The sequence below is a fragment of the Phaeobacter piscinae genome (assembly GCF_002407245.1).
Lineage (GTDB): Bacteria > Pseudomonadota > Alphaproteobacteria > Rhodobacterales > Rhodobacteraceae > Phaeobacter > Phaeobacter piscinae.
Map to the genome: position 1 here is coordinate 1,820,025 of NZ_CP010681.1, position 26,620 is coordinate 1,846,644.

A 26,620-nucleotide genomic window follows, 5' to 3' on the forward strand; every position below is an offset into this window, starting at 1 on the left:
AGGGGGCGTGTTTTGAGGGTGTGTAGCCCGGTGGAGGGCAATCAGTCTAAGGGCAGGCCGATGCGACAGCCCCGCCACAACCGCCCTGCCCCGACTGATTGGATCAGAACTTCCAGCGGGCCCCTGCCATGATGGACGAGGAGTCCTGATAGCTGGTCGCGCTGGTGTCAGAGTAGGAATAGTCACGGTAGGCGACATAAGTCTCAAGGTTCAGATTGTCGAAATTCTGAACCGCCGCGACGCCCCAGGATTCAGCACTATCACCGCTGGTGACCATATCCGAGCCGTCATAGTAATCGATGGCAAAGGAGGTCGCCCCGACGGACAGGAAATTCGCGGTGTAGCCCAGCTTGGCGAAGGCATAATCGCCACCGGTGTCCCGGTCACCGCCGGCAACAGCGAAGGACACGCCCGATGGCTCATGCAGTGCCGCAAAAGAGGCAACAATATCGCGGGTTTTGCTGCCGGGGCCATTCTCATTCCACACCGCACCCAAGGCGCCATTGATGGTCAAGTCACCAAGGTCATCATTGGTGTACCGCACCGCAATATCATAGGCTTCGCGATCGGAATTCGAGCGCAGGATCTCCTCGCCGTAGGACGCAGACACGGTGAAGCCGCTGAATTCCGGCGTATCATAGCGCACCCGGCCCAGGCGACCGCCGTCCAGGCTGCGGAAGGCAGACCCGATGCTGACGCCGGACAAAGCGCCAGTAGAGGTGCGGAACAGGAAACCGCCAGCAGAATCTGCAATCGAGGATGTCTGGATCACGCCAGTGCCGGAGAGATCAGATTCCGCCAGCCCATCCGATGCCATAGATCCCTGGCCGAAAGAGAACGTGCCATACCGCGCGGTGGCGTATTGGAGATCAACCTTGCGGATCCGGGTGCGGTCCCAGCTGATATTCTGAGGGCGCCCATTCTGGTCCACTCCGTCAGAGGAGCGCAGGCCAAACGCGGTCTCGAAATTGAACCGCAGGGTATTTTCGCCAAAAGGCTGTTCCAGCCAGAACCCGATACGGGAGTTTGAATTGGCGTTGTCGACAAGCGCGCTGAAATCGTCACCGCCGTCGTCAAACGACTGGAAGGAGGGGTTGAACTGACCATAGTAGCGGAAGGTCCCGCCCGAGCTGTTCTCATAGGTTGGCCCGGCCACCGCAGGCGCTGCGAGGCCGACAAAAAGCCCGGAGACCAAGGCCGTCGCCCCGAGGTGAGAGGCAAATCTGGTGTTCATGAGGAGATGCTCCAATATTGTTCAGGGCAGCTCCCTCTCCATCCCTGAGGGGCTGACCTGTCGCAGGTGCTATCACGCGTTTTTTCGCTGCAGTAGGCTTGAAATATGCCGCGCCGCTACCCTTGCCAGCTACAGCACCGGTCCTCTCAAAATTGTGATCAGCCCGCTCCTACGCATGGCTCGCCGAACTCGGCGCGCATGGGTTCAACGGCAAGGGTGTCATCGCGGAACGTAAATCGAGCTCGGTTTAGGCGCAAAAACAGGTCAAAACATGCAGATTTTTCGCAAGTTTCCATGGTTTGTTAACAGCCCAAAGATAAGCGTAGCGGATCGACAACGCAGGTACTCAGACTATGAAATTCAAGACTTCCATCAAGACGGCCGTATTTGTGATCGTCTTTCTTGCCAGCGCGGTCATGTTCGCCCTAATCGGACTGTCGCGATACACGGATCAGCTCCGCACAGAGATTGAGGCGGAGGTCGCAGCGGTCGAAGGATTTGCGCAGACTCTGGCTGAGGTCAGTTCGGATTTTCAAAACACTCGCCTCGTCGAGATGAGTTTTCGCCTAAAGCCGAGCCATGACATCCTTGTTACTCAAGCAGACACAATGGCCCATCTCAGCAATCGACTGGAGACCGCAACCCTGCAAATTGCGGAACTGGACGGCATGGCGGAGGCTGCGGAATACCTAGCTCAGCTGGTGGCTGGAATCACTGCTTATGAGGCCGGTTTCGCCAAGGTGGTCGCAAGTCAGGAACGGCTTGGGTTCGACGAGACCAACGGACTGCAAGGGGCACTACGCAGCTCAGTGCGCAGTATCGAGAAGGCGCTGGAAGCCACTGTCGAACCTGAGATGAAGATCAAGATGTTGATGATGCGTCGACATGAGAAAGATTTCATCATGCGCCACGCCGAAAAATATATTGAGCGTCTGAACGCGCGGGTCGATGAATTCCGGGCGTTTCCAGGCAGTTATTATAAAAACATCTCGCAACGCGCTCGGATCGGCAGCCTGCTGACCACCTATCAGAAATCCTTCAACGCCTACGCCGAGGAAATTACTCTGACTGACAGCCATTATAAGGATCTGGACGCGATAGAGAAAGCTGCCGAACCTGTGTTGGCCGCGATGGACGAGCTGACCACCGCCCGTCTGGACATGATCCATGCCAGCGCGGCCGAGGCGATCAGCACCGCCAATTCCAATGCGCTGAAGGCCGGGCTTGGCGGACTTGGCATCTTTGTCGTGGTGGCGTTCTTCCTGGCCATCGGCATCTCGCGGCCGCTGTCGCGGGTCAATGTGGTCCTGCAGAAAATCATGGCCGGTGATTTCTCCACACCGGCGCCGCAATCGCGCATCCGGGAGGTTTCGACCATTGCCACCGCCGTCGAGGAGCTGCGGGCCGACAATGAGATGAAGGACCGGCTGACACGCGATATCTCTGAGGTAATCCGTGCCTGCGCAGCCGGTGATTTCTCCAAACGCTTGCAGGTGGAGGGAGCCAGTGGTTCCTTTGCGGACCTGGGCCGCGGTGTAAACGCTATTGGCGAGGCCGCCGAAGGCGGGCTGGGCGACATTCGCCGGGTTCTGGACACGCTGGCTGCCGGCGATCTGACCCAACGGATGCCAGATGGCCAGAAGGGTATTTTCAAGGAGATCGCCAGCGCCGTCGACAACCTCAGTGACAATCTGACCGGAATGGTCCAGCAACTGTCGCACAGCAGTGAGGTGCTGAATTCCACCGCCGCAGAAATCGCCGCCGCTGCAGATGACGCTTCGCGCCGGGGCGAAACCTCTGCCGCCTCACTCGAGGAAACAGCCGCGGCCCTGCAAACGCTGGACGATACTGTCCGGGGCACCGCGGAAGGCTCGGAACAGGCCAAGGATATCGTGCGCGACGCCTTCACCCAGGCGCGCACCACCAGCGAACTGGCCAGCCAGACCATCAGCGCCATGCAGCGGATCGAGGATTCTTCCGGCGCGATCGCGAAGATCACCGACCTCATCGAGGATCTCGCTTTCCAGACCAACCTTCTGGCGCTCAACGCCGGGGTTGAGGCCGCCCGCGCCGGCGAGGCCGGTCGTGGATTTGCGGTCGTCGCCTCCGAAGTACGCGGCCTTGCGCAGCGCTCTGCCGATGCGGTTCAGGAAATCAATCAGCTGATCGACGTCAGCACCCATGAGGTGGCACAGGGGGTGAAACTGGTCGATCAAACCGGCACAGCCCTCGCCTCCATTCAAAGTTCCGTGGAAGCGGTGGTGGGCAAGGTCGAACAGATTGCCGCCACCACGGTCGAGCAATCCAACGGGCTTTCCGAGGTCAACACCGCGGTTGTCAGCCTGGATCAGAATGCACAGAAAAACTCCGCCATGCTGGAACAGACCGCCGCTGCCGGCCAGATGCTGCGCGAGGAAGCCCAGACATTGGTGCAGGCGGTTTCGGGCTTTACTATCCTGCCAACCGGCAGCGTCAACAGCGGTTCCCCAGCAGCCTACGACTGGTCCGGGTCAACTTTTGATGAAATGGAGCAGCCTCATGCACGCTCAGCCTGATTCCAGCGTGTAACAAGTCACAGATCGCAGTCGACCAAACAGAGAGACATCCGAAATTTCGGGTGTCTCTCGAGTCTGGGCGACCTTCTGCTCCCTGCCGCAGCCACTGAAAGGTAAACGCGCGTTAAGGTCAGTTGGACACTACGACATTGGGTGTGGACACAGAGGCCAAGCGAATGACAGTGCTGTTTTTGGACAGCGAAGTCTCCCGGGGGGCAATCCCCGTCCCGCAACCGTGGCGGATCTGCTGCATGTGGCTGGGCGCTGTCAGCGCGGTCCGCTGTCGCCACCTAAGGCTGATTTCGCGTCTGGTGGTCGTGACAAATCAACTATCAAGTCCAGAGAATAGTCAGAGGTCTGATCGGATCATCTGGCCGGAGATCGACGCTCAGTACGTTACGTGGCTGCATGATCATCACACGAAAACTCAGCATCTCGCGCCGCGCCGACCTCAGTCCTGGACAGAGTATATACGCAGAGTAACTGTGCACCCTCAACAGCCAAACGAACTGGAACATTTGACGAACACATTGTGAATTTGGTCGATCCAGATATCATTTAATCAAATACTCGCAGTGCAAGGGGGATGGCACCATGTGTGGTAGATTGGGACGGCCGGATCTTACATGGCAGCAACTCTATGAGATGGAACGGCGGTTTCTCGGACCCTCTGTCCCGGTGCGGGATCCCAATGCGGTAGAGCTGTCAGCAAGCTGGAATGTAAAACCAACGCAACTGGTAGACATAGCCTATCTGGATCAAACGCAACTGATCAGTACCACCGCCCGCTGGTGGTTCGTGCCGGAGTGGTTTAAGGGAGATGTGCACGACTGGCGGCACACCACTTTCAACGCGAAAATCGAAACGGCTCATAGTTTGCCGAGTTTTCGGTCAGCCTGGAAATCCCAACGCTGCATCATCCCTGCGTCAGGCTACTACGAGTGGACCGGCCCCAAAGGTCAAAAACAGCCCTGGTGGGTGACCACGAGCAGAAACGCACCAGCTTTGTATTTTGCCGGACTATACTCTCGTCCTGATAGGGATCTGCACACCTGCACCATATTGACTCGCGCAGCATTGCCGCAGATTGCCGAAATCCACAACCGCTCACCGGTTATCCTTGATGAGGACCATATTTACCCCTGGTTGTCTGGCCAGTCGGATCGCAACGAAGAGCAGCAGCTGGGGCAGGTCTGGGACGGTCGAATGAAGGCCCACAAGGTTGCCCCGTTTGGTCGCGATGACGATGGACTGGAGCTGATCGAACCCATTGACGAGCTGTTCTAAAGATACCTCTCCTGCGTTCGGTCTTCCACAGGCAATGGGAATGAGAGAGTGCATGCACCAATAGAACCCTCCCTATCCCCCGGCCATATTTGCCCGTGATCGGTGCGTTCGTCGTCGACGAAAAATAGAAATGCGCTTGCGTCTGTCAGCGCATCTGGGATCGAGCCCGCCGTACCAACGTGGACCACCGCAGCGGTCTCCCCCAGTGACGCCCTTTCATCGAGACCCTAACCGGAGCCTGCCGAGCGCATTGCCGTGATTGCGCGTGGTCAAAATGGGACCAACTTCGTGACCTCCTGTCGTGGACGACATCCGTCTGCTTGGTACAATCACACTCAGGCTCAGGCTCAGGCTCAGGCTCAGGCTCAGGCTCAGGCTCAGGCTCAGGCTCAGGCTTACAGGGGCAGCGGTCATGTCGACACGTCAAGTGACGTCCGGTGATCATTTTCTGCCGCATCGAAGCGACCACCCGGGGGATCGCGATTTGAAACACCCGACGCGGTGTTGCGCAGATCCCCGAATATTTCTGTGAACATTGCACTGCCTAGGATGGTCTGCTCTTTTTGCGCAGTAGTGTAGAAGGCATCTGCTGTAGACAAAGCGCACCAGAAGGATATTGGACTGGCATTGACCTAGGCATCGCCACATCGCATCCTGTGGCTGGACCCCAAAGGACACCCATGCGCCTATTAGCCGTCATCATTCTGACCAGCCTCATGATGCTGTCCTCTTTGCCGCAGCATGCTTCGGCAGAGGCGACGATGCATGATTGTCCTTCCTGCGCAGAGATGATGACTTTTGCCGAGCATCAGATGCCTGCTGAACGACACCAATCTGACGAGCATTGCGCAGATATGACGACCTGCGCCACCATGGCTGTTCTCTCCGGCAGTGAAATGGTCCCCAACGAGGATCTTTTGCGCCCCCGGCCAGCATGGCCAGCGCCCCGGTATGGTACCGCGGTCAACCTGTCGCTGAAACTACCACCTCCGCGCGCTTTATCCTGATCCACGGAAGTCAGGGCAAACCGCGTTTGCCCGCAGCAACATCGCTCAGATAAACATTGCGGAAGACAGGATAAATTTATGAACAAGATCACCCTCGCCGGGGCCGCGGTTATTGCCGTGGCGCTTGGTGCCTATGCTTTCACCCGCACCCCTGACCAGAGCCCTCCTGCGCAGCAGGCGATCGCCCCTGAAGAAGACGCGGCAATGGTTGCCGTTACGCTGCCCGACACGCTGTCGGCAGAGGCGACCATGGGCAAACGGGCCTTCGACGCGGTCTGTGCCGACTGCCATGGCGAAAACGCCGCTGGGAAGCTGGGGGTTGCCCCACCGCTGATCCACAAGATCTACGAACCGTCCCATCATGGCGACATGGCCTTTCAGCTCGCGGCCGCCAATGGCGTGCGCGCGCATCACTGGAAATTCGGCAACATGCCACCGCAGCCAAAAGTCACCCGTGCTGATATGATGTCGATCATTGCCTATGTTCGCGAAGTCCAGCGCGCCAATGGGATCAACTGATATGAAGATGACGCGACGCAGTTTCTGCACTGGCCTGTCCGCCGCATCGCTGATGCGTCCGGCTCTCGCTCAAGGACTGCCTTTGCTGACAGCCCAAGAGACCATGGTCCAGCTGGCCCCCGACAGCTATCCTGCGACACCAGTTTGGAGTTATGACGGCACGATCCCCGGCCCCGCACTCCGGTTGCCGCAAGCCAGCCGGCTTGAACGACGATTGGTCAATGCGCTGGAAGTTCCGACCACGATCCACTGGCATGGCATTCGCATCGACAATGCGATGGATGGCGTCGCGGGGCTGACCCAGGATGCAGTGCCGCCCGGGCAGAGCTTTGACTATGCTTTCGATCTGCCAGACGCCGGAACCTATTGGTATCATGCCCATACCAAGTCCATGGAGCAGGTCGCGCGAGGGCTTTCCGGTGCGCTGATCGTCGAGGAGGTGACACCGCCAGATGTCGACCGCGATGAAGTTCTGATGATTGACGACTGGCTGATCGACCCCGAGACGGGGCTATTCGTCGACAGTTTCGCTTCGCCTATGGCACGTAGCCACGGCGGCCGGATTGGCAATCTTGTGGGGGTGAACGGGCGCTATGATTACCGCTTGTCGGCGCGGCAGCACGAGCGGCTGCGGTTGCGGCTGATCAACTCGGCCAATGCGCAGATCTTCGGCCTTAGGCTGGAGGGGCTAACCGGTTGGACGGTCGCGCTTGACGGGATGCCGCTTGCACAACCGGAGGCGGTGACGGGCACGCTTGTCCTGGCCCCCGCGCAGCGCATCGATCTGATTGTGGATGTCACCGCCGAGGAAGGCGCGCCCGCGGGAATTCTCTTTGCCGCAGGCGACGATAGCTGGCAGGCGCTGGCCGAAATCACGGTCACAGCGCGTGCCGCGACGAAAAGCCGTGGCGCCCCTGCCCCATTGCCCCCCAATCCGCGGATGGAGATCAACGGCGTTGACGCAGCTCCGGTCCTCGACATGCCGCTTCAAGGCGGCGCTATGCGCGGTTTGAAAAATACTCTGTTCAACGGACAGGCTATGGGCTGGCAGGAACTTGTCCAGAAGGGCCAGTTCTGGGCGCTGGCTGGACAGGCCGGGCTGGGAGAAGCACCTTTCACCACTCTGTCACGCGGGGAAACCGCGCGCATCCGCATGAAGAACGACACCATGTTTCCGCACGCAATGCATCTTCACGGAATGCACTTCCGGGTCCGCAAGGAGGACGGCGCCCTGGGCCCGCTCCGGGACACGGTACTGGTCATGCCGAATGAAACAACAGAGATCACTTTCCTAGCCGACAACCCGGGCAAGTGGCTGCTTCACTGCCACATGTTGGGGCACGCCGCCTCGGGCATGACCAACTGGATTATGGTGGCATGAGGAAGCCATTATTGCTCGCGGCCACGTTCGTCGGCGCGGTCAACTCTGCCAGGGCGGAGGGCAGCCAGGATGGCGCTGCACTCTATCAACAGAACTGCGCGTCCTGTCACAGCGGGGCTCTCGAGGGCCAGCCAGATTGGCGCAGCCCCGGCCCTGACGGGCTGTTGCCCGCGCCGCCCCATGATGCAACGGGCCACACTTGGCATCACGGAGACAATATCCTGTTTCGCATAACGCGGGACGGGACCGCCGCTGTGGTCGGAGGTGGCTATGAAAGCAACATGCCCGGCTTTGGTGATGTGCTGACTGACACGCAGATCCGCACCATCCTTGACTACATCAAATCTACCTGGCCGGACCGCGATCGCGCCTATCAGAAGGAGATCACTGCGCAGGAATAGACAGTAAATTGATGTTTCCAGGGAACATTCACCCGCTGGAAGGTTGTTGATCTCCAAAGAAACCTGGAGGTATTCATGGCCTATTCCCGTTTTTTTCTGATGATCGCCGTCTCAACAATCCTGATGCTCGGATTGATGTATCTGAACACTTTCCTGACGGGCCACGTGTTCTGGTCTGAAACCCGGGCGTATATGGCAGTTGTGATGGGGGCTGCGATGGCCTTTGTCATGCTGGCGTTCATGCTGGGCATGTACGAGAATCGCACCTTGAATATCGCCATCTTTGCAGGGTCCATCGTGGTCTTTGCCGGGGCCTTGTGGCTGGTTCGGAGCCAAGAGACCGTCCAGGATCGCTCCTACATGCGCGCGATGATCCCGCATCACTCCATCGCTATCATGACTTCCTCCCGGGCTGAAATCACCGACCCGCGGGTGCGCGCCCTTGCTGATGACATCATTTACGCGCAGGACAAGGAAATTGCCGAGATGCGCTATCTGATCGCTGATATCTCCGCAAATGGCGAAGCTGCCCCCAAGCCGGACGCACTGGAACCCGAACTGAAGAACCCCCCGGACGCGCTGGCCAGCGAAGTCGTCGCCAAAGTCGACCCGGAGTTCCTGTCGGGCGATGATATCTCGCGGGTATTCCCAGCAGAGGCAGAGTGCCGTTTCACCTATACTGAAACCAGCCCGCCGGTGCTGGCGATCAGAGACGGCGTGGCGCTGATCAAGATCAGCGGCGACCTGGTGCGTCTGGAATCGACAGGTGACCGCTTTGCGGCAGACCCGATCCTGGCCGAGATCCGCAAGACGGATGACGACAGCCTCCATGATCTGATCATCAGCGCAGGATCGGACTACGAGGCCGGTTTCCGCGGTCAGTACAGCTGCACAACCTGAACAACTGCAAAATCGAGGATGCCTGTTATGCCAAAGGACACCAACAAAACCGCAGTTCTCCACCGGATGGTCATGCCGGAGCATACCTGCCCCTACGGCCTCAAGTCCAAGGACCTGCTGGAGCGGAACGGCTACGAGGTTGAAGACCATCACTTGAAGACCAAGGATGAGACCGAGGCCTTCAAGCGCGAACATGACGTTGACACGACACCCCAGACCTTCATCGACGGAAAACGCGTCGGCGGTCACGACGATCTGCGAATTTTTCTGGGCATCGACCCGCCCAAGGCGCAGCAGAGCGACACAACCTACCGGCCCGTCATCGCGATCTTTTGCGTCTGTGCGCTGCTGGCACTGGGTCTGGCTTGGCACCAGTATGGCACCATTCTGACCTGGCAGAGCTTCCAATGGTTTATCTCGCTGTCGATGACGGTGCTGGCGATCCAGAAGCTGCAGGACGTCGAGCAGTTCTCAACCATGTTCCTGAACTATGATCTGCTGGCAAAACACTGGGTGCCTTACGGCAAAATCTACCCCTATGGTGAGGCACTTGCTGGCATATTGATGACTGCGGGCGTTCTAACCTGGGTCTCTGCGCCCGTGGCACTGTTCATCGGAACCATCGGCGCGGTCAGCGTGCTCAAGGCTGTCTATATCGATAAGCGCGAGCTGAAATGTGCCTGTGTGGGAGGTGACTCCAATGTACCTCTCGGCTTTATCTCCCTTACCGAGAACTTGATGATGATCTTGATGGGGTTGGTTATGGGACTGCACGCAATCGGGGGGTGACATGTGTAGTCACCTTCACCTGACCCGTCCGGAAGAACAGCCGCAGTGTCAGGTGATCGCCGGGAGCAAGGTGCGACGTGAGACCTGTCAGCCGGGCCCCGATATGTGAGCTTGACAGGTCGAGTGTTTCTTCTCGGAGGATTGTTAGGCCTCCTTCGAGGATACGTTCCCCATAGGTATCCTCGTAAAACAATTCTCCACCCGCGGATACGTCTGAGGAGATTCTCTCGAGATATACGTCTCTGTAAGAGGCATTCTCGATAACAAAGTTTACAGATGCATTTTGACTTTCCTTGGCTTGGTAGACTTGGACGTTTTCGATCGCGACGCCGTGAAATGCCTCTTCAAAGGTGGGCAGGCCGTCGGCGCGGGCGGATTGAGAAAGACATCCGACTGAGAGAAAAATCGTTCCCAGCGCTTCCCATAGTCCTCTGTTCATATTGGCGAATCCAATTCCAGATACGTGTGTGCTTGCCGAAGGGGCTGGGATACCCGGATTATCCCGCATGTTCCGGCGCCACAGTTGAGGTGAACGTCGCGGTGACGAGCAGGATCAGAATGAAGGCCGCCGCCTCCCATTGGATGGAAGTTCGCAATGGTGCCCCCTCTCCCGTCTTGGCCAGTGCCGGCGTCAGACGGAGTTTGTTCAAGCCAGCAAGACCGAGCAACAGCGCCACCACCGCCAGCTTCAGCGCTAGAAACTGGCCCCAAGGCTGCGTGAGTACGGCGATAGGATTGCCCGCAAGGATCACGAGGATGACACTGCCTGCACCGACCAGCAGCCCGACCATGACCAGCGCGGCCTGCCCGAAACGCTCAACCGTGCGCACCGCCGCCGCATTGCCGCGGCCAACCATGTCGTAGAGGGGAAAGAAGCCCCCGATCCAGAAACTGGCAGCAAGGATATGAATGACGAACAGCGTCGACAGCGCCAGTCTCGGATCGTTGGTGGCATGTCCGCGCAGCGCAAAGCTAATGGCCACCAGAGCAACGCCCAGCATGGCGAAGATTCGGGCCCCGCTGCGGTTGAACGCGACGGTGGCAATGGCCAGAAGGCCCAGAATATGCGTCGCTGCGGAAAGACCGAGCGGACTCGACAAAGCGATCTGAAGCATCATGGGATCGAGCGCGCCGCCAATCCCGCCATAGAAGAAGGCGGCGCGCAGCGGGATGGTCAGGGCGCTGAAAACCACTCCCAGCAAGGCAGACCATACTGCCAGTCGCCTGAGACGGCGGCTGGCAGCGGCATCCAACTCCGTCAGGAGCCATATGTTGATGACGGAGCCCGCCGCAAGCAGGACACTAATATACATCCCGGCTTTAACGAGGATCGAGGCGATCTGCACCAGTTCCAGTGCGACAAGAACTCCGCCCATGATCAGTTCGCGACCGAGAAAGCGAAGCTGCCATTCATCGCGTGACCGTCAGAAGACATGCCGCGCCAGTCGATCTGATAGTTGCCGGGTGCAAGTTCGGGCAGGCTTCCTTCCCAGGTCTTGACCGCCTTGTTGGCAGCCGGTCCGTTGATTTGGTAGGTGTTGCCGTCAGGCGCTTTCATCTTCACTATTGTGATCTGCATGGGATCGGTGAACATCAGATGCATGACTTTGGTGTCGATCCCGACAGTCTGGCCGTTGCTGGGCATGGTCATCATGCCTTTGCCATGGGCGACCGCAACACCGGCGTTCAATACCAGGCCCACTGTAAATGCAGCGGAGGTCAGAATATTGCGTAGGTTCATTTTTTATCTCCCTTTGGATGGTTCAGCTGTTAGGGCTGCGCCCCTGTCGTTTTGGGTGCCAATAGCGGACACAGAGAGGGGCGCAGCAATATCAGAACATGACGTTTACGCCAAACACGCCCGTCAACTCCTCGATATCATGGCCATGACCGCGCCGAATGTCTGCCGTCTCACCAAAGGCGCGTTCGTAGTTCACGCCGATATACGGTGATACGCTACGCCCGATCAGGTCATAGCTCAGACGAAGTCCGAATGCGGCGGAAGCACCACCGGCGGCGATTTCCCGTTCGGGATCATCCGCAAGTGGCAGGCTGACTTCGATGGAAGGGGTCAGGATCAGTCGGTTCGTCAGCAAGCCTTCATACTCAACTTCTGCGTTGAGGTAGGGATGGTTGGACAGGTAAAGTGCCGCCTCGACCTCAAACCATTGGGGTGCAAGACCGGTCACACCGATGGTGCCGTAATAGCGGTCCGGAGCCCCGTCAGGCGTTGATGCGGCGCCCCCTATGAATCCGTCGAAGAACTCGGTGATCGGCATCTGGAGGCGGATCTGATTGTTCATCTCCTCAAAGTCGCCACCCTCGGTTTTTGCCCCTTCGCTCTTCCAGACGAGACGCAGTTCATCATTTCCGATCCAAGCCTCGACGCCCCAGGCGAAGGAATTCTCTTCAGCGCCCATCCGGTATTCGAGCGTGTCGGTCCGCACGCTCCAGACCGTTGGGGAAACGCCCACCTCGGCCATGGCGGCTGAGGCAAAAGACAGCGCCAGCGGCACCCCGAGGGCCGTCCCAAGTGACAGTGTTTTCATGTGATTGTCTTCCTTGAAATTCGGGACCATCAGGACGGGCCGCCTTCGACGATGACCTTGCGGAACATGCCGCCGGCCATGTGGTAGGAGAGATGGCAGTGGAAGGCCCACTGACCGGGGGCGTCGACTTCCGTTTCGGTATAGAGCGTCGTGCCCGGCGCCACGCTGACCGTGTGTTTCACTGGGTCATAGGGGCCCTTGCCGGTGTCGATGATCGTCCACATGCCATGCAGGTGCATCGGATGCGCCATCATGGTCTCATTGACGAATTTGAAGCGAACTCGCTCGCCGTATTTCAGGCGGATCGGATCCGCATCCTCATATTTCACACCGTCGATCGACCAGATGTAGCGCTCCATGTTGCCGGTCAGACGGATCTCGATCTCACGCGTGGCGGGACGGTCACGATAAAGCGGCTTGCGCGCTGCGAGGTTCTCGTAACCGAGGAATTTGCCGCCGTTCGCCGCCGTCGGGATCAGACCGCTGCCCGGCGCGTAGAAGGCTGCACCCTTGGCCCCTTCGGCCGGAACGACTGGCAGCCCGCTGGTCATGTCCATGCCGCCGGTATCGGTCCCGGACTGATCCATCCCGGACATCTCCATGCTGCTCATGTCATGGCCGGAATGATCCATGCCGGACATGTCGAAACCGCTCATGTCCATCCCGGAATGATCCATCCCCGACATGTCCATGCCAGCCCTATCCATGCCGGAATGCTCCATCCCGGACATCATGCCGCCCATGTCGGCCATGGTCAGAAGAGGTTCAGGCCGCATCTTGTAGATGGGTCCGACCATGCCTTGGGACGGGGCCAGCGTGCCACGCACCATTGCGGTCCGCCCTGCGCTCTCGCCAATGATCGAATAGGCCTTGGCCTCGCGCGGCTGCACGATCACATCGTATGTCTCGGCGACGGCGATGCGCAATTCATCCACCGCGACGGGTTTCACGTCGTTGCCGTCGGCCTGCACCACGGTCATCTTCAAACCCGGCACCCGCACGTCGAAATAGGTCGTGGCCGAGGAGTTGATCAGGCGCAAGCGCACCTTCTCACCCGGCTTGAAGATCCCGGTCCAGTTCTGCTGCGTGCTTGCGCCATTGATCAGAGGCGTGAACCCCTGCACATCCTCGATATCGGTGGGCATCATCCGCATTGCCCCCCACATCTTGCGGTCCTGCAGCGCAGCTTTCAGCCCTTCGGCACCGGCGTCTTCGATCAGGTCCTGCGCAGTACGCTGGGCGCGATTATAATAGTCCGCCGAAGCTTTGAGATTGCGAAAGACCCGTGCCCCGCTGTGTGGATGCTTGTCCGTGAACTGGACCACATAGTCGCGATCAGCGGGCACCGCTTCGCCGCCTTTCGGCGAAATCACGATGGCGCCGTAAGCGCCGTCCGGCTCCTGAAATCCTGAGTGGCTGTGGAACCAGTAGGTGCCTGCCTGCTCGATCGGAAAGCGGTAGGTGAAGGTCTCGCCCGGTTTGATGCCATCGAAGCTGATGCCGGGAACACCGTCCTGCTGAAACGGCAGGATCAGGCCATGCCAGTGGATCGAGGTGCTTTCGCGCAAATTGTTCTTCACGCGGATGACCACATCTTCGCCTTCCTGGAAATGCAGGATAGATGGGGTCTGGCTGCCATTGTAGCCAATTCCGTTCTTCTTGAACATGCCGGTATCAATCCGGACCTTGTCAACGGTGATGTTATAGGTGTCGGCCTGCGCGGGCACCCCGAGTGCAAGCCCTAGCACCACGGCCAGAGGCCGCAGAAAATTCGTGTGTTTCATGTGTATTCCGTGAGCGTAGACCGTGATTGGCCTCGCGAAGAGAAGGTCACTGCCAATAGCAGAGAAGGGAGAAGTGAAAGGATCAGATGCGCCGCGGGCCTGTACCCGTAGAGGCAGCATGAGATCGGATTGCTCAACGCGCCTGCTCAGGCAACGCCGCAATCAACGCCTGACAGGCGTTCTCAGGCCAAAGGTGGCCGAAGTTGCGATAGAAGGACGGATTGCAGAACCATACGCGGTTCGCTGGGGTTCAGATCGGCAATCCGAAAGTCCTTGTTCAGATCGACAACGGACGCGTCACCGAACTGATCCGTGCAAGCAACGCTGGCACAATGCAGCAGTCCCAAGGGCTTGGGCTGCTGCTCCGTCTCGAAGGCGAGGTCAACGACCTGATCCTGAAGAAGAGAAACCCCTTCCCCATGCATGTGATGAGCCACCGGCTCCACGCAGTGTTCAGGCATCGGCATCACATGCGCAAATGCACTCGTAACAACGAGCTGCAAGGCAACAAGAATGATGAGGACACGGCTGATCACAGGGCTTCCTTTTGTTCAAAACCGATAAGCGCCGCTGGATCGACGACCGTCAAGAGGGAAAAGCACCTCCTGTAGATGGAAGCTCACGCCTATGTGATGATAGCTCTGCCTGATCCCTTTGCGCCAAAAGCTACATACACTGCGCGAGCACCTCCGCCCCAGGTACATGTTGGCAGAACACAGGCAATGGCTGGTAAATACTCCCTGTCCCGTCCGAAAGGGACCTGAAGGCCATGCCGGTTGCCTTCAACTTTGTAACAGTTTGGTCGAGGCACCAATCGTACCTCGGCACAGGTATACGGGCATCAAAGCGATACGTAGTCTCTGATATGATCGGCTTCGGACAGAGGGCACGCAGGCCGCAGGGGGCCGACGACCATTGTCATGTCAATAACCGTATCGGAGGGAACCGATCGTGGCCGCGGCATTGAAACCCTTAAGATCGTACCAGCAAACACCTGTACCAACAGCGAATCTGCATCCAGTTTCAGCGAGCTTGCCACAGGGTCTGCTGGTTCCCCTTTGTAGAATTAATTGCGTTTTTCGCAATATATGATATCAGGTAGGCTGTGATTTCAGCCCAAGATACAACGTCAGGGCTATCGTGGAAATGGACCTATGGAAGTAATAAACCGCGATTGGCTGTCGAGACACCTGGAGGGATGTCGCGGAGAGCAAGCACGCCTCTCCAGGGAAACCGGTATCTCAGCTGACAAGATCAACAAGATATTGAAGGGTAACCGCCGGATCCAACTGTCAGAAGCGCCTCTCATCTACCGCTTTTTCTATCCAGAAGACGGTCAAGCTCCGGCTGGTGACCAGCAACGATTGCTCGAAGTATGGTATCAATTAGCTCCGGCAGAACGGGACTTTTTGCTAAAGAGTGCAAAAGGGCTTCTCTCTGCTCACCGTCCTCAAGCTCAGAAACTTGACAAAGAAGGCTGACGGCCTCCCGATACTCTTCCCTGAATCTCTGAGACATCATTCCTCCGGAACTGATTGATCATCAGTTCATCTGCGCAGTCGACCGCAGCTATAAGTTGTTCGTGCAGGGCCCACACTCTTGACATAGGTACATCTGGTCAACTATTCCGGGTGGATATTTGAAAATATTCAAGAGCTCTACAATGATGACACTCAGCCTAATAGATCATTGGAAGCGACTGATTTCTGCAGATGGAAGATCCCAAGGAGAATTGGCCGAATTGATCGGCAAGTCCCCCGGATATTTCTCAAAAGTATGGAAAGGTGGCCATGAACCCGGGGTGTTCACAACCTTCAAGTTGGCATCTGTACTAGGGGTCAGTCATGAACACTTGATGGGACTGGATGGCGGAATGAGCCTGGCCCCTAGTCCCGGCTATCAATCCGAGGTCAATCGGCAAGCCTCACGGGTGCTGTCCGATGTGATGAGAGTTGCCCACCAGAGATTAAGTATTTGGGATAACGAGACACAATTCGCAACAGGGGGCAATGTGCTCCCCCTGTTGCTGAGGTGGTGGCATCAGCAGTCAGGTCACCTCGTGTGCCACGAAGGCCTCCGTGACCACTTCGATATCATCAAGGCACCGGACGTAGCGGATACCACTGTTGAACCCCTCGAACTCGGCGCCAGAAGCTTGGCAGCAACGAAACTCGGAACAAACTCCGCTGATGCACTAAAGCGACTGGTTGAAGGTTTCGACACCCGATCACGGATGGATCTTGTGCGGAGCTACTACGACGTGTCGCAGCAGGGTACCCCAGCGCTTTCCGCCCCTATTTCTGTCCGGATCCCCTTACCAGATGGAGTTCCAGCCGCAAAAGTAGAATATTTTCGCCTACAGCTACCGGTTGTTAGTCCCAACGGCGAGAGATTTGTGCTCAGCTACTGCTTCCCGGCGTGATCGCCCAATCGAGAGGCGGGATCGAGCAAGAATTCTGGATGCTTGACATAGAATGCGGCCGCCTCCTGCAGGTCGATGCGAGGCAAAGTTACGAGATATTCACTGGAACTGCGGCTGGGCACATGGACCTCCCACTCTTGCGGGCCGATGTGCTGTCGCGTGAAGCCATAGCGGCTTGCCTTGCCGGAGAGGACGTCGGTCTGCCGCACAAAGCCATAGGTCCATGCCGGTTTCCATTTCAAATGAGCCAGAGAAAAGAGGTAGTGAAAGACCAGCCTCCAGTTGACCTTGCCCTTGCGATTCTCGGCGCTTAGAAACAGCTCACCCAGATACACGATTTTACCCGATATTTCCTTTGCTGCAGTGCTAGAGAACGCCCGAACCGGAGATCCCGCGCCGGAGTTATAGAGCCTGGAATATGTTGAAGCCCAGTGACGTGCGAGACTGTCCTCCCCGATGTCTATAAACCGCGCGGCGACCCCGCCGACGTCCTCACCATCGATACAGAATACGATGCCAAACGCCTCAACTGAGGTGAAATCGTGCCAATCCGGTGAAAGCATGGGATGATTGCTGGCTTTACCGATACGGGCCATACGCGCTTGAAAATCCGAGATATCTGGCACAGCATGAAGCCTGAGGCCCGATTGTTCCAAGCCCCCCAGGCAGATATGCGCGAGCCTGATCATATTGTCCTCATGCATCGCTCTCTCCATGTCATCTTCAGTCCTTTCGTTTGTAGTCTCAGGACCGCCTGCACCACTAAAGGCAGCGCCCCTGATCAACCATTCAACCCGGAGGTTAGACGCACAACAAGATTGCGATTTTGCAGCTCACAGGCCGCAACTCCTTCAGAAATTTCTTTTTTCGCAATTTGTTACGTTGGCCCCAGTCACGATACTCGCAATGTTGATCCAATGCGGGGACGCCAACGAGCAATAGCTTCAGCCAAAGCACAGGGCGGCGGCCTGATATTCACCTAGCTTAGGCCCTTGAAGCGTGCGGGAGGATATCTGATTGCAGGACAGTTCAGCTCCGACGAAGTGACGTATGTCACTGTGACGCGGGCCACCCATTGTCCGCGTCGGCCGTTGGGCTGGGACAGATTCTATCGCAGGGTTCGGTCGGAAAAATTACGCCAAACATCTCATTTGAATGCGCGCACAAAGCCTACGCTGTTGCGCAGATCTACAGCCTATTTCCGGCCTCCAACGAACATTAAGGCGGGGGCCAACACCTCACAGCAGAGGCATAATTCCGCGATATCAAGGAATAAATGGTGCGGGTGAAGGGACTTGAACCCCCACGCCTTGCGGCGCCAGAACCTAAATCTGGTGCGTCTACCAATTCCGCCACACCCGCATCCTGACGATGGGCGCGCCCACCGTGTCGCGCTCAATAGCAAAGCTTTTCAGCGGATGCAAAAGGGAAAGCACTCATTGGGCAAAACTTTTCCACGCCTTCCCTCCGCCGCCCGCTTAGAAAATATCAAGCTTGCGTAGAACAGCCGGTATTTGCTCCGGCAGGTCTTCAGCGATGAGCCCCGGGCCGAAGTTCAGCGCGCACTCGACGTGGATGTAGGCAGCCGTTTCTGCTGCCTGCATCGGGTCTAATCCCCGCGCCATCAAGCCTGTGATGACCCCGGCCAGCACGTCGCCGGACCCAGCAGTCGCCAGCCAGGGCGCGGAGCGGTCGTAGTGGGCGGAATTCACTGAGCAGAGCCCGTTCGGCGCGGCGATCACCGTGTCCGGCCCCTTGAACAGCACCACGCAGCCCGCGCGTTTTGCTGCCTCACGGGTGGCGTCCACCTTGGAATAGACGGGGCCGGTTGTGGCTGGCGCGTTCAGTTTCTCTGCCAGATCTGGAAAGAGCCGCGCAAATTCACCGCCATGCGGGGTGATGACACAGTTTTCGTGCAGCACCTCAAACAGCGCCTCAGCACGGTCCTCGAACTGCGTCAGCGCATCTGCATCCAGAACCGTGGCGCGGTTTGCCTGCAAGGCCTCCAGAACCAAGCCCTCACGATCAGCGTCCAGCCCAAGCCCCGGCCCAAGACAAACGGCGTTGAGACGGCTGTCCTGCAACAGCGTGCGCAGCTCATCCGCGCCATCCATCTGTCGCAACATAATCGCGGTCAGCTGGCAGGCGTTTTCCATCATCGCCGCACGTGGCGAGCCAACCGTGACCAGCCCCGCCCCGATCCGCAACGCACCGCGGGCGGCCAGCCGCGCAGCGCCGGACCTTCCATGGCCGCCCGAGAGGACAAGCGCGTGGCCGTAGGTGTACTTATGCTCGTCCGTTTCCTTCCCAAGATACGGCGAGACCAGTTCTGGCGACATGAGAGTAGCAACGACCCGCCCCATTCCCCGGCCCTTCTCAAGCCGATGAAGGTCGGCCACTGCCTGTCGTGCAGCCTCACCCCAATCATGCCCACCCAGCCCAATGTCGACGGTCCTCATTGCTCCGCAGTAACTCGGCCCCTCATCAATGAAATGGCCGATACGTGGCCGGTGAAAGGTGACGGTAAGCCAGCTCCAGACCGCCCCGAATTCCGGACAAAGCGCGCGGCCGCTGTCCATGCACAGCCCCGTTGGCGCATCAATTGCAACCATTCGCGCGAACGTCTTGCCCTCGGTGTAAAGCTTGGTCAGCGGTTCAAGGATCTCGCACGCAGGCGCCCGTTTCAGGCCTGCGCCAAAAATTGCATCAACAAACAGGTCCGCAGCCTCCTCGCCAACCTGTTGCGCGGTCCACTCGATTACGCGGCCAATCGCCCGCCACCGCTCATAATTCACTTTCGCATCCGGCGGCAGCCGGTCCGGGGGTCCATACAGAAACACCTCCACATCCCAGCCGCGCTCCTTCAAAAGTCGCGCCACCACAAAACCGTCGCCGCCGTTGTTGCCCGGTCCGCATAAAACCACCGCACGCCGTGAGGCCTCGCCGCCCATCTTCTGGCCTGAGATATCCCGGGGGGAGACCTGAGGCCGGGGGGCAGCCTCCCCAGCCTGGCAACCCAGATCCGCATCCAGCTCCGGCCATTGCTCAAAAATGGCCGCAACCACGCCCTGCCCGGCCCGCTCCATCAGTTCCAGCCCGGTCACCTCACCAGCGGCAATCGCGGCCTGTTCGATGGCCCGCATCTGGGCGGCGGTCAGCAATTCGGTCATGTCAGGGGCCTCTTTTTCATGTCGTGGTCATCTCGCGATTCAAAATTGCGCGAAAATCAGGCGCTGTGCTTAATTTTTAGGCAGAGACCGCGAAATCATGCGCAGTTTCGCCGTAGCGCTTGCGGCTATTATTGTCCCCGCTCAGTAGAAGTGATCTGACCTCTCTCGACAAGGTTGCGAGGAGCCATGCCGATGAAAAAGATCGAAGCCATCATTAAGCCGTTCAAATTGGACGAGGTGAAGGAAGCCTTGCAGGACGTGGGCGTGCAAGGCCTGTCGGTGATCGAGGTCAAGGGGTTTGGTCGCCAGAAGGGTCACACCGAACTCTATCGCGGTGCCGAATACGTCGTCGACTTTCTGCCGAAGGTGAAAATCGAGGTGGTGCTGGACGACGATCAGGTCGACGCCGCCATTGAGGCCATCGTGGCCGCGGCCAAGACCGACAAGATCGGTGACGGCAAGATTTTTGTCTCCCCCGTAGAGCAGGCCATCCGCATCCGCACCGGCGAAACCGGTTCGGACGCACTCTGAGCCTGACACCAGAACACAGGGGTGCCCGCCGTCGCTGATGGGCGCGGCAGTCCGGACACACATAAGATTACAAGATCAGAAGGACCATTGGAAATGAGCGCAGACGCAGTTCTGAAGATGATCAAGGACGAAGATGCGGCCTATGTCGACATTCGTTTCACCGATGTACGTGGCAAGCTCCAGCATGTGACCATCGACGTTGACCTGGTGGACGAAGACTTCCTCGAAGAAGGTTTCATGTTTGATGGGTCCTCCATCGCCGGTTGGAAGTCGATCGAAAACTCCGACATGAAGCTGATCCTCGACACCACCTCGGCCTATGTTGATCCCTTCTATGCCGAGAAAACCATCTGCATCCACTGCTCCGTGGTTGAGCCCGATACCGGCGAAGCCTACCCGCGTGACCCGCGCGGCACCGCGCAGAAGGCCGAAGCCTATCTGAAGTCCTCCGGCATCGGTGACGTGGCCTATATGGGCCCCGAGGCGGAATTCTTCCTGTTTGATGATGTGCGCTTCTCCAACACCATCAACAAAGTGTCCTTTGAGGTTGACGCAACCGACGCCTCCTGGAACACCGACACTGAATATGAGATGGGCAACATGGGTCATCGCCCCGGTCTCAAGGGCGGCTACTTCCCGGTGAACCCCATCGACGAAGCCCAGGATCTGCGCTCCGAGATGCTGTCCACCATGAAGCGTCTGGGCATGAAGGTCGACAAGCACCACCACGAGGTGGCCTCCTGCCAGCACGAACTGGGTCTGATCTTTGACAGCCTGACCAAACAGGCTGATGAGCTGCAGAAATACAAATATGTGATCCACAATGTGGCTCACGCCTATGGCAAATCGGCGACCTTCATGCCGAAGCCGATCTATGGCGACAACGGCACCGGCATGCATGTGAACATGTCGATCTGGAAAGACGGCAAGCCGCTCTTTGCGGGCGACAAATACGCAGATCTCTCCAATGAGGCGCTGTATTTCATCGGCGGCATCCTAAAGCACGCCAAGACACTGAACGCCTTCACCAACCCGTCCACCAACTCCTACAAGCGCCTGATCCCTGGCTTTGAAGCGCCGGTTCTGCGCGCCTATTCGGCCCGCAACCGCTCCGGCTGCGTGCGGATCCCATGGACCGAAAGCCCGAAAGCCAAGCGCGTCGAGGCCCGTTTCCCCGATCCGGCCGCGAACCCCTACCTGTGCTTTGCCGCACTGCTGATGGCTGGTCTGGACGGCATCAAGAACAAGATCGATCCCGGCGAAGCCATGGATAAGAACCTCTATGATCTGCCCGCAGAAGAGCTGGCCGATATCCCCACCGTCTGCGGCTCCCTGCGCGAAGCGCTGGAAGCGCTGGCAGGCGACCACGACTTCCTGCTGCAGGGCGACGTGTTCACCAAAGACCAGATCGAAGGCTACATCGCCCTCAAGATGGAAGAGGTGGAAACCTACGAACACACGCCGCATCCGGTTGAATACGGCATGTACTACAGCTGCTGACCCCCGATCACGCAGATTTACTGGGCGCTCCCATCACTTGGGGGCGCCTTTTTCGTTTGCGGAGCCCCGCTGTTTGCAGAGCCCCAGCCCCTGGCCAAACTTGGCTGACAGACGTGCCCCGACCGCCTAGGGCACTGCCCTTGGTTGACCCATTGGCTGCCGACCGGGCTGTCGCTTCAGAGTTTCAACACTGCCACCCCTCCCCCGGCGCAGCCTGTTCGTTCCCCGCAAGCCCTCAAGGTTGCCGGCACGTCACTCAATCAGAAACACTGTTGGCCTCACGCCCGATTTGTAAGGGCTACGGCATCAATATGGCCGTCAGCTGCCCAGTTCTTGCCCAAATTCGAAGAGGCGCACAGGGAAGATGATCATTTTACCGTTAATTTTCAAGATGTTAAATCAATCACAATGCAATCGTCAAATTAGAAAGGAATTTTTTACCTCTCAGCTGTCACCGCCTCACTTTCTGCCATTTCAAATTTTAACTTAATTGCTGAAGCACCTGAGCGGAGGACCCTGACGGTGACACAGGTAGATCAGTATAAAGGCAAGCTGGGTTTTGAAATTCGGGACCCAGATGCGCTGTCCAGCGGCTCGACTGCTGTGGTCGATACCTTGGAAGAATACGGCCACAGCGTGCGCCAGTTCCAATCACGAAACCCCAATCTGATCCGACTTGATTGTGATCATTACCGGGTTGAACTGCGCTACCGCCGCCATCCGATCAAACCAACGCAGGCCAGTGCGGCCGGTACTGACAGCACCGAAACACCGCTGCGCAGTTCGCTTGGCGTGACGCTGACCCCGAACCACCCGGACCACTGCGATGTGGAGCTGAGCGAGATGTTGCTGGCGATGATCCTGCGCCGCCTGGCCGAGGATCTGGATGTGGCGACGGTGGACTGGCTGCATGTGCCCTTCACCCTGACCCGTGACGCTTTCCTTGGGGTATTTGAAGACGCGGAAACACAGGTGGAAACCCACGCGGAGGCTGTTGCAGACCACGCCACGCTGGATATTTCTCCTGTGACCGAAATCGCCGCAGATATCGCCGACAGCCAAGCCGCCAAGTCGAGCGCCCCGCTCAGCCCGCAAACGACACCCGAAGCGGACGCCCCTGTTGCAACACCGATTGACGCCGCCCTTGATACGCCGCCGCCTTCGCCGCAGCCTGCCACCGGCGCCACGCCTGTTGCAAATGGGCGCCTGCGGGGACGCGCCTGTTTTGAGCCGGTGGAGGTAACGGTTGCGCAGCTGGAAGAACATTACGCCGCAATGTTGCAGTCCCCGGACACCCGCGCCACCGGGCGCCATGCTGTCGAAGCGCGCAATCGGGCCCGGGCCCGCGCCAAAGCGGTTATGACACAGCCCCGCGGCAGCGGTGCCGCCGTTGCCCGGTTGGGCGGTCTTCTGGCGGCCATGCCGCAGCGGATGATCGCAACCACCAGCCATCTCCTGCGCAGCCCGCAGCTCCGTGGCCATCTTCACATCGTCTGCGGCGCGACGGCCCTTCTTGCGCTGCAAAGCTCGGCTGCCATCGCCTTTTAGACCTCCTGGTCTACACTCAGCGCGAGGCTGCCGATGCCCCCCACTGGGCCATCACATCCTCACGGGTCACGACACTGGTGTGGATGCTGAACACAACGGCGCGGCTCTGCGGCAGGCGCAGGATCGTCTGCCGCTCACTGCGCATATAGCCCGCCGTTTCGGCGCCGGGACGCGGGCGATCGCCACTGGCGCGACGCGGCTGGTGCAGCGTCGCATCGGCGTACCACAGCGCATTGAACCGCCACATCGGCCGCCCCACCTGCACCCCGTCAAACAGCCGCTGCACCCGTGCAGCAATGCCAGAATCATAGCTGTCGACCGGCGCGTGAATGGCAATCAGTGGCCGCCCCGCTTTCTCCGCGAGCGTCCAATTTGCGGGAAAGCACAGGATCGCGCCGGTCAACACATGCTCTTGCGCGCCCTCCGGTTTTTCCAAAATGCAGAAATCCTGCTGGGCAATCCGGCCAAGCGTGCCCAGCGGATCTTCCCAATCCAATGCCACCTCGACCCCGTCGGGGCGGACCACATGGGTCCGGGCCGTGTCCGGGTAGAGCTGCGCCAAAACTGCCTCCAACAGCTCAGAGGCCGCTGGCATGGCCTCGGGCGCGCAATACAGGACCTGCGAACGGCACTGCTGCAACAGCCGCTCCCGCTCTGCCATCTGGCCCGCGCACGCCTCATCAAAGTGCAACCAGTCCTGTGGCGCCAAGGGCTGGATACCGGGCAGCTTGCGCTCCTCCAGCGGATTATACGGCAGGCGTGTTTGCAGAATCTTGGTCATGACGCCTTGTAGCAAGCCAGACGCGCAGCGCCACCCGCAACGTGAGACAGGCCGACCCATTCGAATCTGCCTGAAAACGACCGTTTGCGCGGTCGCATTTGGTGGCGACTCATCTACGCGGCACGAGCCACATTGGACAGAGATGTCCAGCGGCCAATTCAAGACGATGTCGAGTACGGAGCCAGAGATGAACGAGCATTACCGCGACACCCGCAAGATCGACCCCACGCGCGGTGCCACCCTTGGCGACAACACCCCCAATGATCAGGACCGGGTCGAAATTGGGCCGACCCGGCTGGCCTTCGGCGAATGGGCGGCTGCGGGTCTTCAACTGCCCGATCTTCAGGCCATGCGGCGTTATCGCTGGGAGCGGCTCACCCGGTTCATCAACGATCGCGATTATGCCGGACTGTTGGTGTTTGATCCGATGAACATCCGCTACGCGACGGATTCCACCAATATGCAGCTGTGGAACACCCACAACCCGTTTCGCGCGCTGCTGATCTGCGCCGACGGTTATATGGTGATGTGGGATTACAAACAGGCGCCGTTTCTTAGTGAATTCAACCCTTTGGTGCGCGAGCAGCGGGCCGGGGCCGATCTGTTTTACTTTGACCGGGGCGATAAGGTGGATGTGGCGGCGGACGCCTTCGCCAATGAAGTGCGCACTCTGCTGGCGGAGCATAGCGGCGGCAACACGCGTCTTGCGGTGGACAAGATCATGCTGCACGGGCTGCGCGCGCTTGAGGCGCAGGGGCTTGAGGTCTTCCCCGGCGAGGAGTTGACCGAAAAATGCCGCGCGGTGAAAGGCCCGGACGAAATCCTCGCCATGCGCTGCGCCAATCACGCCTGCGAAACCGCCGTCGCCGAGATGGAGCGTTATGCCCGCAGCGCCATACCCGGCGGTGGCATCAGCGAAGATGACGTCTGGGCCGTGCTGCATGCCGAAAACATCCGCCGCGGTGGTGAGTGGATCGAAACCCGCCTGCTGACCTCAGGCCCGCGCACCAATCCGTGGTTTCAGGAATGCGGCGGGCGGATCATCCAGAACAATGAAATCGTCAGCTTTGACACCGATTTGGTCGGCTCCTACGGGATCTGCATCGACATCTCGCGCAGCTGGTGGATCGGTGACCGCCCCCCGCCCGCAGATATGGTCTATGCCATGCAACACGGGGTCGAGCATATCCAGAGCAATATGGAGATGCTGAAACCCGGCGTGAACCTGCAGGAGCTGTCGCGCCACTGCCACCCTCTGGATGCGCAGTTCCAGAAACAGAAATACGGCTGCATGATGCACGGCGTCGGACTTTGCGATGAATGGCCGCTGGTGGCCTACCCGGATGCCATGGTCGAGGGTGCCTTTGATTACGAGCTGGAGCCGGGCATGGTGCTCTGTGTTGAGGCGCTGGTCTCCCCCGAAGGTGGTGACTTCTCGATCAAGCTGGAGGATCAGGTGCTGATCACCGAGGACGGATATGAGAATCTCACCACCTACCCGTTTGATCCCGCGTTGATGGGAAAGCTGTGATGCCGCCGCCGCAATGAGCGGCGACTAAAAGGCGGTTGTGCCCCACTTGGCGAATGGCCGCTGTTCCTGTGGGGCACTTAGCAGCCTGCGCTGTGCAACCGGGCCAGTTTTTCCTGCAAGATCAGCACACTCTCCGCCTGGCTATACTGCGCCAGCTCTGCCAACGGCACCCAGGCGAGAGCCTTGGACTCCGCGCTGGCACGGATATCGCCCGCTTCAGCACGAAACAGGTAGCGCACATCATAGTGCAGATGCGCCGCCTCGCGGCTGTTGGCAGGAATTTCGTGGATATCGATGTCAAACACCTGATCAGACAGCAGGCTGATCCGGGCCAGACCGCTTTCTTCATAGGCTTCTTTCTGGGCCGTGAACCGGGCGTCGGCGATGCCGTCGCAATGTCCCCCCAGTTGCAGCCAACGGTCCAGTTTGGCGTGATGGGTCAGGAGCACCGCTGACAGATCGGGTGACAGGATAAAGGCCGATCCCGTCACATGGCCGGTCGTTGGATCTCGTTCAAACGCCTTTGGTTCGCGCGCGCAAAACGCGGTCAGGCGCTGCCACATCTGCTGGTCACGCGCATCTTGCGGCGCGAAACCTCCGATGCCTGCGCAGGCCTCGGCCAAACGGTCTGTTGTCAATATCCCTCACCTTCCCGTGACGTGGGCGGCGGATGCCTTGTGCCCGCCCGCCTGTCGCCGCACCTTAGGGTGACCCCCAGATAAAGGCGAGCC

General features: G+C 58.7%; 25 protein-coding genes and 1 tRNA gene. 14 read left to right on the forward strand and 12 right to left on the reverse strand.

What is annotated here, in order from left to right:
- Positions 1-103: 103 nt before the first annotated feature.
- Positions 104-1,234 carry a porin gene (locus phaeop14_RS08455; RefSeq protein ID WP_096789273.1) on the reverse strand — a complete coding sequence of 377 codons (1,131 nt, stop codon included), beginning with the start codon at positions 1,232-1,234 and terminating at the stop codon, positions 104-106.
- A gap of 353 nt (positions 1,235-1,587) precedes the next feature.
- On the opposite strand from phaeop14_RS08455, the gene phaeop14_RS08460 reads away from it, so the two are divergent.
- The 8 genes from phaeop14_RS08460 (at position 1,588) to phaeop14_RS08500 (ending at position 10,073) form a co-directional block, all read left to right on the forward strand.
- Positions 1,588-3,789, forward strand: a complete 2,202-nt coding sequence (locus phaeop14_RS08460; protein WP_040178675.1) for a methyl-accepting chemotaxis protein — start codon at positions 1,588-1,590, stop codon at positions 3,787-3,789.
- A 594-nt stretch (positions 3,790-4,383) separates the two neighbouring features.
- A complete protein-coding gene (locus tag phaeop14_RS08465) occupies positions 4,384-5,076 on the forward strand; it encodes an SOS response-associated peptidase (protein WP_096789274.1) in 693 nt (230 codons plus the stop codon).
- Positions 5,077-5,756: 680 nt separating this feature from the next.
- On the forward strand, positions 5,757-6,083 hold the full coding sequence (locus phaeop14_RS19675) for a hypothetical protein (protein WP_040169469.1): 327 nt from the start codon (positions 5,757-5,759) through the stop codon (positions 6,081-6,083).
- 78 nt (positions 6,084-6,161) lie between these two features.
- The gene (locus phaeop14_RS08480) at positions 6,162-6,602 is read left to right on the forward strand and encodes a c-type cytochrome (protein WP_096789276.1); all 441 of its coding nucleotides are present in this window, start codon (positions 6,162-6,164) and stop codon (positions 6,600-6,602) included.
- A gap of 1 nt (position 6,603) precedes the next feature.
- Entirely contained in the window at positions 6,604-7,983 is a 1,380-nt protein-coding gene (locus phaeop14_RS08485) for a multicopper oxidase family protein (protein ID WP_096789277.1), read from the forward strand.
- Positions 7,980-8,384, forward strand: coding sequence for a c-type cytochrome (locus phaeop14_RS08490; protein ID WP_096789278.1), 405 nt, complete (start codon positions 7,980-7,982; stop codon positions 8,382-8,384). Before phaeop14_RS08485 ends, phaeop14_RS08490 begins: the two co-directional genes overlap by 4 nt.
- Positions 8,385-8,459: 75 nt before the next feature.
- Complete coding sequence (locus phaeop14_RS08495; RefSeq protein ID WP_193438246.1) at positions 8,460-9,284, forward strand: DUF305 domain-containing protein; 825 nt, start codon at positions 8,460-8,462, stop codon at positions 9,282-9,284.
- Positions 9,285-9,311: 27 nt separating this feature from the next.
- Entirely contained in the window at positions 9,312-10,073 is a 762-nt protein-coding gene (locus phaeop14_RS08500; RefSeq protein WP_193438247.1) for a MauE/DoxX family redox-associated membrane protein, read from the forward strand.
- Here phaeop14_RS08500 and phaeop14_RS08505 read toward each other — a convergent pair.
- The 6 genes from phaeop14_RS08505 to phaeop14_RS08530 form a co-directional block, all read right to left on the reverse strand.
- Positions 10,045-10,512 carry a copper chaperone PCu(A)C domain-containing protein gene (locus phaeop14_RS08505; RefSeq protein WP_040169480.1) on the reverse strand — a complete coding sequence of 156 codons (468 nt, stop codon included), beginning with the start codon at positions 10,510-10,512 and terminating at the stop codon, positions 10,045-10,047. The two genes, phaeop14_RS08500 and phaeop14_RS08505, sit on opposite strands and share 29 nt — an antisense overlap.
- A gap of 58 nt (positions 10,513-10,570) precedes the next feature.
- Positions 10,571-11,449, reverse strand: a complete 879-nt coding sequence (locus tag phaeop14_RS08510) for a CopD family protein (protein ID WP_040169481.1) — start codon at positions 11,447-11,449, stop codon at positions 10,571-10,573.
- Between the two features lie 2 nt (positions 11,450-11,451).
- Entirely contained in the window at positions 11,452-11,814 is a 363-nt protein-coding gene (locus phaeop14_RS08515; protein ID WP_096789279.1) for a copper resistance CopC family protein, read from the reverse strand.
- Between the two features lie 91 nt (positions 11,815-11,905).
- Positions 11,906-12,622, reverse strand: coding sequence for a copper resistance protein B (locus tag phaeop14_RS08520; protein WP_167385676.1), 717 nt, complete (start codon positions 12,620-12,622; stop codon positions 11,906-11,908).
- 29 nt (positions 12,623-12,651) lie between these two features.
- Positions 12,652-14,406 (reverse strand): copper resistance system multicopper oxidase, encoded by a 1,755-nt coding sequence (locus tag phaeop14_RS08525; RefSeq protein ID WP_096789281.1) that lies wholly within the window; start codon positions 14,404-14,406, stop codon positions 12,652-12,654.
- 182 nt (positions 14,407-14,588) lie between these two features.
- A complete protein-coding gene (locus tag phaeop14_RS08530; RefSeq protein ID WP_082035021.1) occupies positions 14,589-14,942 on the reverse strand; it encodes a hypothetical protein in 354 nt (117 codons plus the stop codon).
- Between the two features lie 618 nt (positions 14,943-15,560).
- Here phaeop14_RS08530 and phaeop14_RS08535 point away from each other — a divergent pair.
- Both phaeop14_RS08535 and phaeop14_RS08540 read left to right on the forward strand, forming a co-directional pair.
- Entirely contained in the window at positions 15,561-15,887 is a 327-nt protein-coding gene (locus phaeop14_RS08535; RefSeq protein WP_040169491.1) for a hypothetical protein, read from the forward strand.
- Between the two features lie 182 nt (positions 15,888-16,069).
- Entirely contained in the window at positions 16,070-16,828 is a 759-nt protein-coding gene (locus phaeop14_RS08540; RefSeq protein ID WP_040169493.1) for a helix-turn-helix transcriptional regulator, read from the forward strand.
- Here phaeop14_RS08540 and phaeop14_RS08545 read toward each other — a convergent pair.
- From phaeop14_RS08545 to phaeop14_RS08555, 3 genes are all read right to left on the reverse strand, one after another.
- Entirely contained in the window at positions 16,810-17,532 is a 723-nt protein-coding gene (locus phaeop14_RS08545) for a hypothetical protein (protein WP_145957395.1), read from the reverse strand. The two genes, phaeop14_RS08540 and phaeop14_RS08545, sit on opposite strands and share 19 nt — an antisense overlap.
- A 573-nt stretch (positions 17,533-18,105) precedes the next feature.
- A tRNA-Leu gene (locus tag phaeop14_RS08550) sits at positions 18,106-18,190 on the reverse strand.
- Between the two features lie 116 nt (positions 18,191-18,306).
- Complete coding sequence (locus phaeop14_RS08555) at positions 18,307-19,998, reverse strand: NAD(P)H-hydrate dehydratase (RefSeq protein WP_096789283.1); 1,692 nt, start codon at positions 19,996-19,998, stop codon at positions 18,307-18,309.
- 192 nt (positions 19,999-20,190) lie between these two features.
- Here phaeop14_RS08555 and phaeop14_RS08560 point away from each other — a divergent pair, with 192 nt between their 5' ends.
- From phaeop14_RS08560 to phaeop14_RS08570, 3 genes are all read left to right on the forward strand, one after another.
- Entirely contained in the window at positions 20,191-20,529 is a 339-nt protein-coding gene (locus phaeop14_RS08560) for a P-II family nitrogen regulator (RefSeq protein ID WP_014874894.1), read from the forward strand.
- Positions 20,530-20,622: 93 nt separating this feature from the next.
- Complete coding sequence (gene glnA, locus phaeop14_RS08565) at positions 20,623-22,029, forward strand: type I glutamate--ammonia ligase (protein WP_040169501.1); 1,407 nt, start codon at positions 20,623-20,625, stop codon at positions 22,027-22,029.
- Positions 22,030-22,551: 522 nt separating this feature from the next.
- Positions 22,552-23,577 carry a hypothetical protein gene (locus tag phaeop14_RS08570; RefSeq protein WP_096789284.1) on the forward strand — a complete coding sequence of 342 codons (1,026 nt, stop codon included), beginning with the start codon at positions 22,552-22,554 and terminating at the stop codon, positions 23,575-23,577.
- A gap of 16 nt (positions 23,578-23,593) precedes the next feature.
- On the opposite strand, the gene phaeop14_RS08575 is transcribed toward phaeop14_RS08570, so the two are convergent.
- Positions 23,594-24,358 carry a heme-dependent oxidative N-demethylase family protein gene (locus phaeop14_RS08575; protein ID WP_040169504.1) on the reverse strand — a complete coding sequence of 255 codons (765 nt, stop codon included), beginning with the start codon at positions 24,356-24,358 and terminating at the stop codon, positions 23,594-23,596.
- Between the two features lie 187 nt (positions 24,359-24,545).
- On the opposite strand from phaeop14_RS08575, the gene dddP reads away from it, so the two are divergent.
- A complete protein-coding gene (dddP, locus tag phaeop14_RS08580; RefSeq protein WP_096789285.1) occupies positions 24,546-25,889 on the forward strand; it encodes a dimethylsulfonioproprionate lyase DddP in 1,344 nt (447 codons plus the stop codon).
- 77 nt (positions 25,890-25,966) lie between these two features.
- On the opposite strand, the gene phaeop14_RS08585 is transcribed toward dddP, so the two are convergent.
- Positions 25,967-26,527, reverse strand: a complete 561-nt coding sequence (locus phaeop14_RS08585; RefSeq protein ID WP_040178690.1) for an NUDIX hydrolase — start codon at positions 26,525-26,527, stop codon at positions 25,967-25,969.
- Positions 26,528-26,620 lie beyond the last annotated feature (93 nt).

Excerpts from the sequence above, each read along its gene's own strand:
- phaeop14_RS19675 (WP_040169469.1), top strand. The coding sequence starts at position 5,757 with ATGCGCCTATTAGCCGTCATCATTCTGACCAGCCTCATGATGCTGTCC.
- phaeop14_RS08575 (WP_040169504.1), bottom strand. The coding sequence starts at position 24,358 with ATGACCAAGATTCTGCAAACACGCCTGCCGTATAATCCGCTGGAGGAG.
- phaeop14_RS08500 (WP_193438247.1), top strand. The coding sequence starts at position 9,312 with ATGCCAAAGGACACCAACAAAACCGCAGTTCTCCACCGGATGGTCATG.
- phaeop14_RS08495 (WP_193438246.1), top strand. The coding sequence starts at position 8,460 with ATGGCCTATTCCCGTTTTTTTCTGATGATCGCCGTCTCAACAATCCTG.
- phaeop14_RS08560 (WP_014874894.1), top strand. The coding sequence starts at position 20,191 with ATGAAAAAGATCGAAGCCATCATTAAGCCGTTCAAATTGGACGAGGTG.
- phaeop14_RS08525 (WP_096789281.1), bottom strand. The coding sequence starts at position 14,406 with ATGAAACACACGAATTTTCTGCGGCCTCTGGCCGTGGTGCTAGGGCTT.
- phaeop14_RS08535 (WP_040169491.1), top strand. The coding sequence starts at position 15,561 with ATGGAAGTAATAAACCGCGATTGGCTGTCGAGACACCTGGAGGGATGT.
- phaeop14_RS08460 (WP_040178675.1), top strand. The coding sequence starts at position 1,588 with ATGAAATTCAAGACTTCCATCAAGACGGCCGTATTTGTGATCGTCTTT.
- phaeop14_RS08480 (WP_096789276.1), top strand. The coding sequence starts at position 6,162 with ATGAACAAGATCACCCTCGCCGGGGCCGCGGTTATTGCCGTGGCGCTT.
- phaeop14_RS08520 (WP_167385676.1), bottom strand. The coding sequence starts at position 12,622 with ATGAAAACACTGTCACTTGGGACGGCCCTCGGGGTGCCGCTGGCGCTG.
- phaeop14_RS08555 (WP_096789283.1), bottom strand. The coding sequence starts at position 19,998 with ATGACCGAATTGCTGACCGCCGCCCAGATGCGGGCCATCGAACAGGCC.
- phaeop14_RS08510 (WP_040169481.1), bottom strand. The coding sequence starts at position 11,449 with ATGGGCGGAGTTCTTGTCGCACTGGAACTGGTGCAGATCGCCTCGATC.
- phaeop14_RS08490 (WP_096789278.1), top strand. The coding sequence starts at position 7,980 with ATGAGGAAGCCATTATTGCTCGCGGCCACGTTCGTCGGCGCGGTCAAC.
- phaeop14_RS08485 (WP_096789277.1), top strand. The coding sequence starts at position 6,604 with ATGAAGATGACGCGACGCAGTTTCTGCACTGGCCTGTCCGCCGCATCG.
- phaeop14_RS08515 (WP_096789279.1), bottom strand. The coding sequence starts at position 11,814 with ATGAACCTACGCAATATTCTGACCTCCGCTGCATTTACAGTGGGCCTG.
- phaeop14_RS08505 (WP_040169480.1), bottom strand. The coding sequence starts at position 10,512 with ATGAACAGAGGACTATGGGAAGCGCTGGGAACGATTTTTCTCTCAGTC.
- dddP (WP_096789285.1), top strand. The coding sequence starts at position 24,546 with ATGAACGAGCATTACCGCGACACCCGCAAGATCGACCCCACGCGCGGT.
- phaeop14_RS08540 (WP_040169493.1), top strand. The coding sequence starts at position 16,070 with ATGATGACACTCAGCCTAATAGATCATTGGAAGCGACTGATTTCTGCA.
- phaeop14_RS08465 (WP_096789274.1), top strand. The coding sequence starts at position 4,384 with ATGTGTGGTAGATTGGGACGGCCGGATCTTACATGGCAGCAACTCTAT.
- phaeop14_RS08545 (WP_145957395.1), bottom strand. The coding sequence starts at position 17,532 with ATGCATGAGGACAATATGATCAGGCTCGCGCATATCTGCCTGGGGGGC.
- phaeop14_RS08455 (WP_096789273.1), bottom strand. The coding sequence starts at position 1,234 with ATGAACACCAGATTTGCCTCTCACCTCGGGGCGACGGCCTTGGTCTCC.
- glnA (WP_040169501.1), top strand. The coding sequence starts at position 20,623 with ATGAGCGCAGACGCAGTTCTGAAGATGATCAAGGACGAAGATGCGGCC.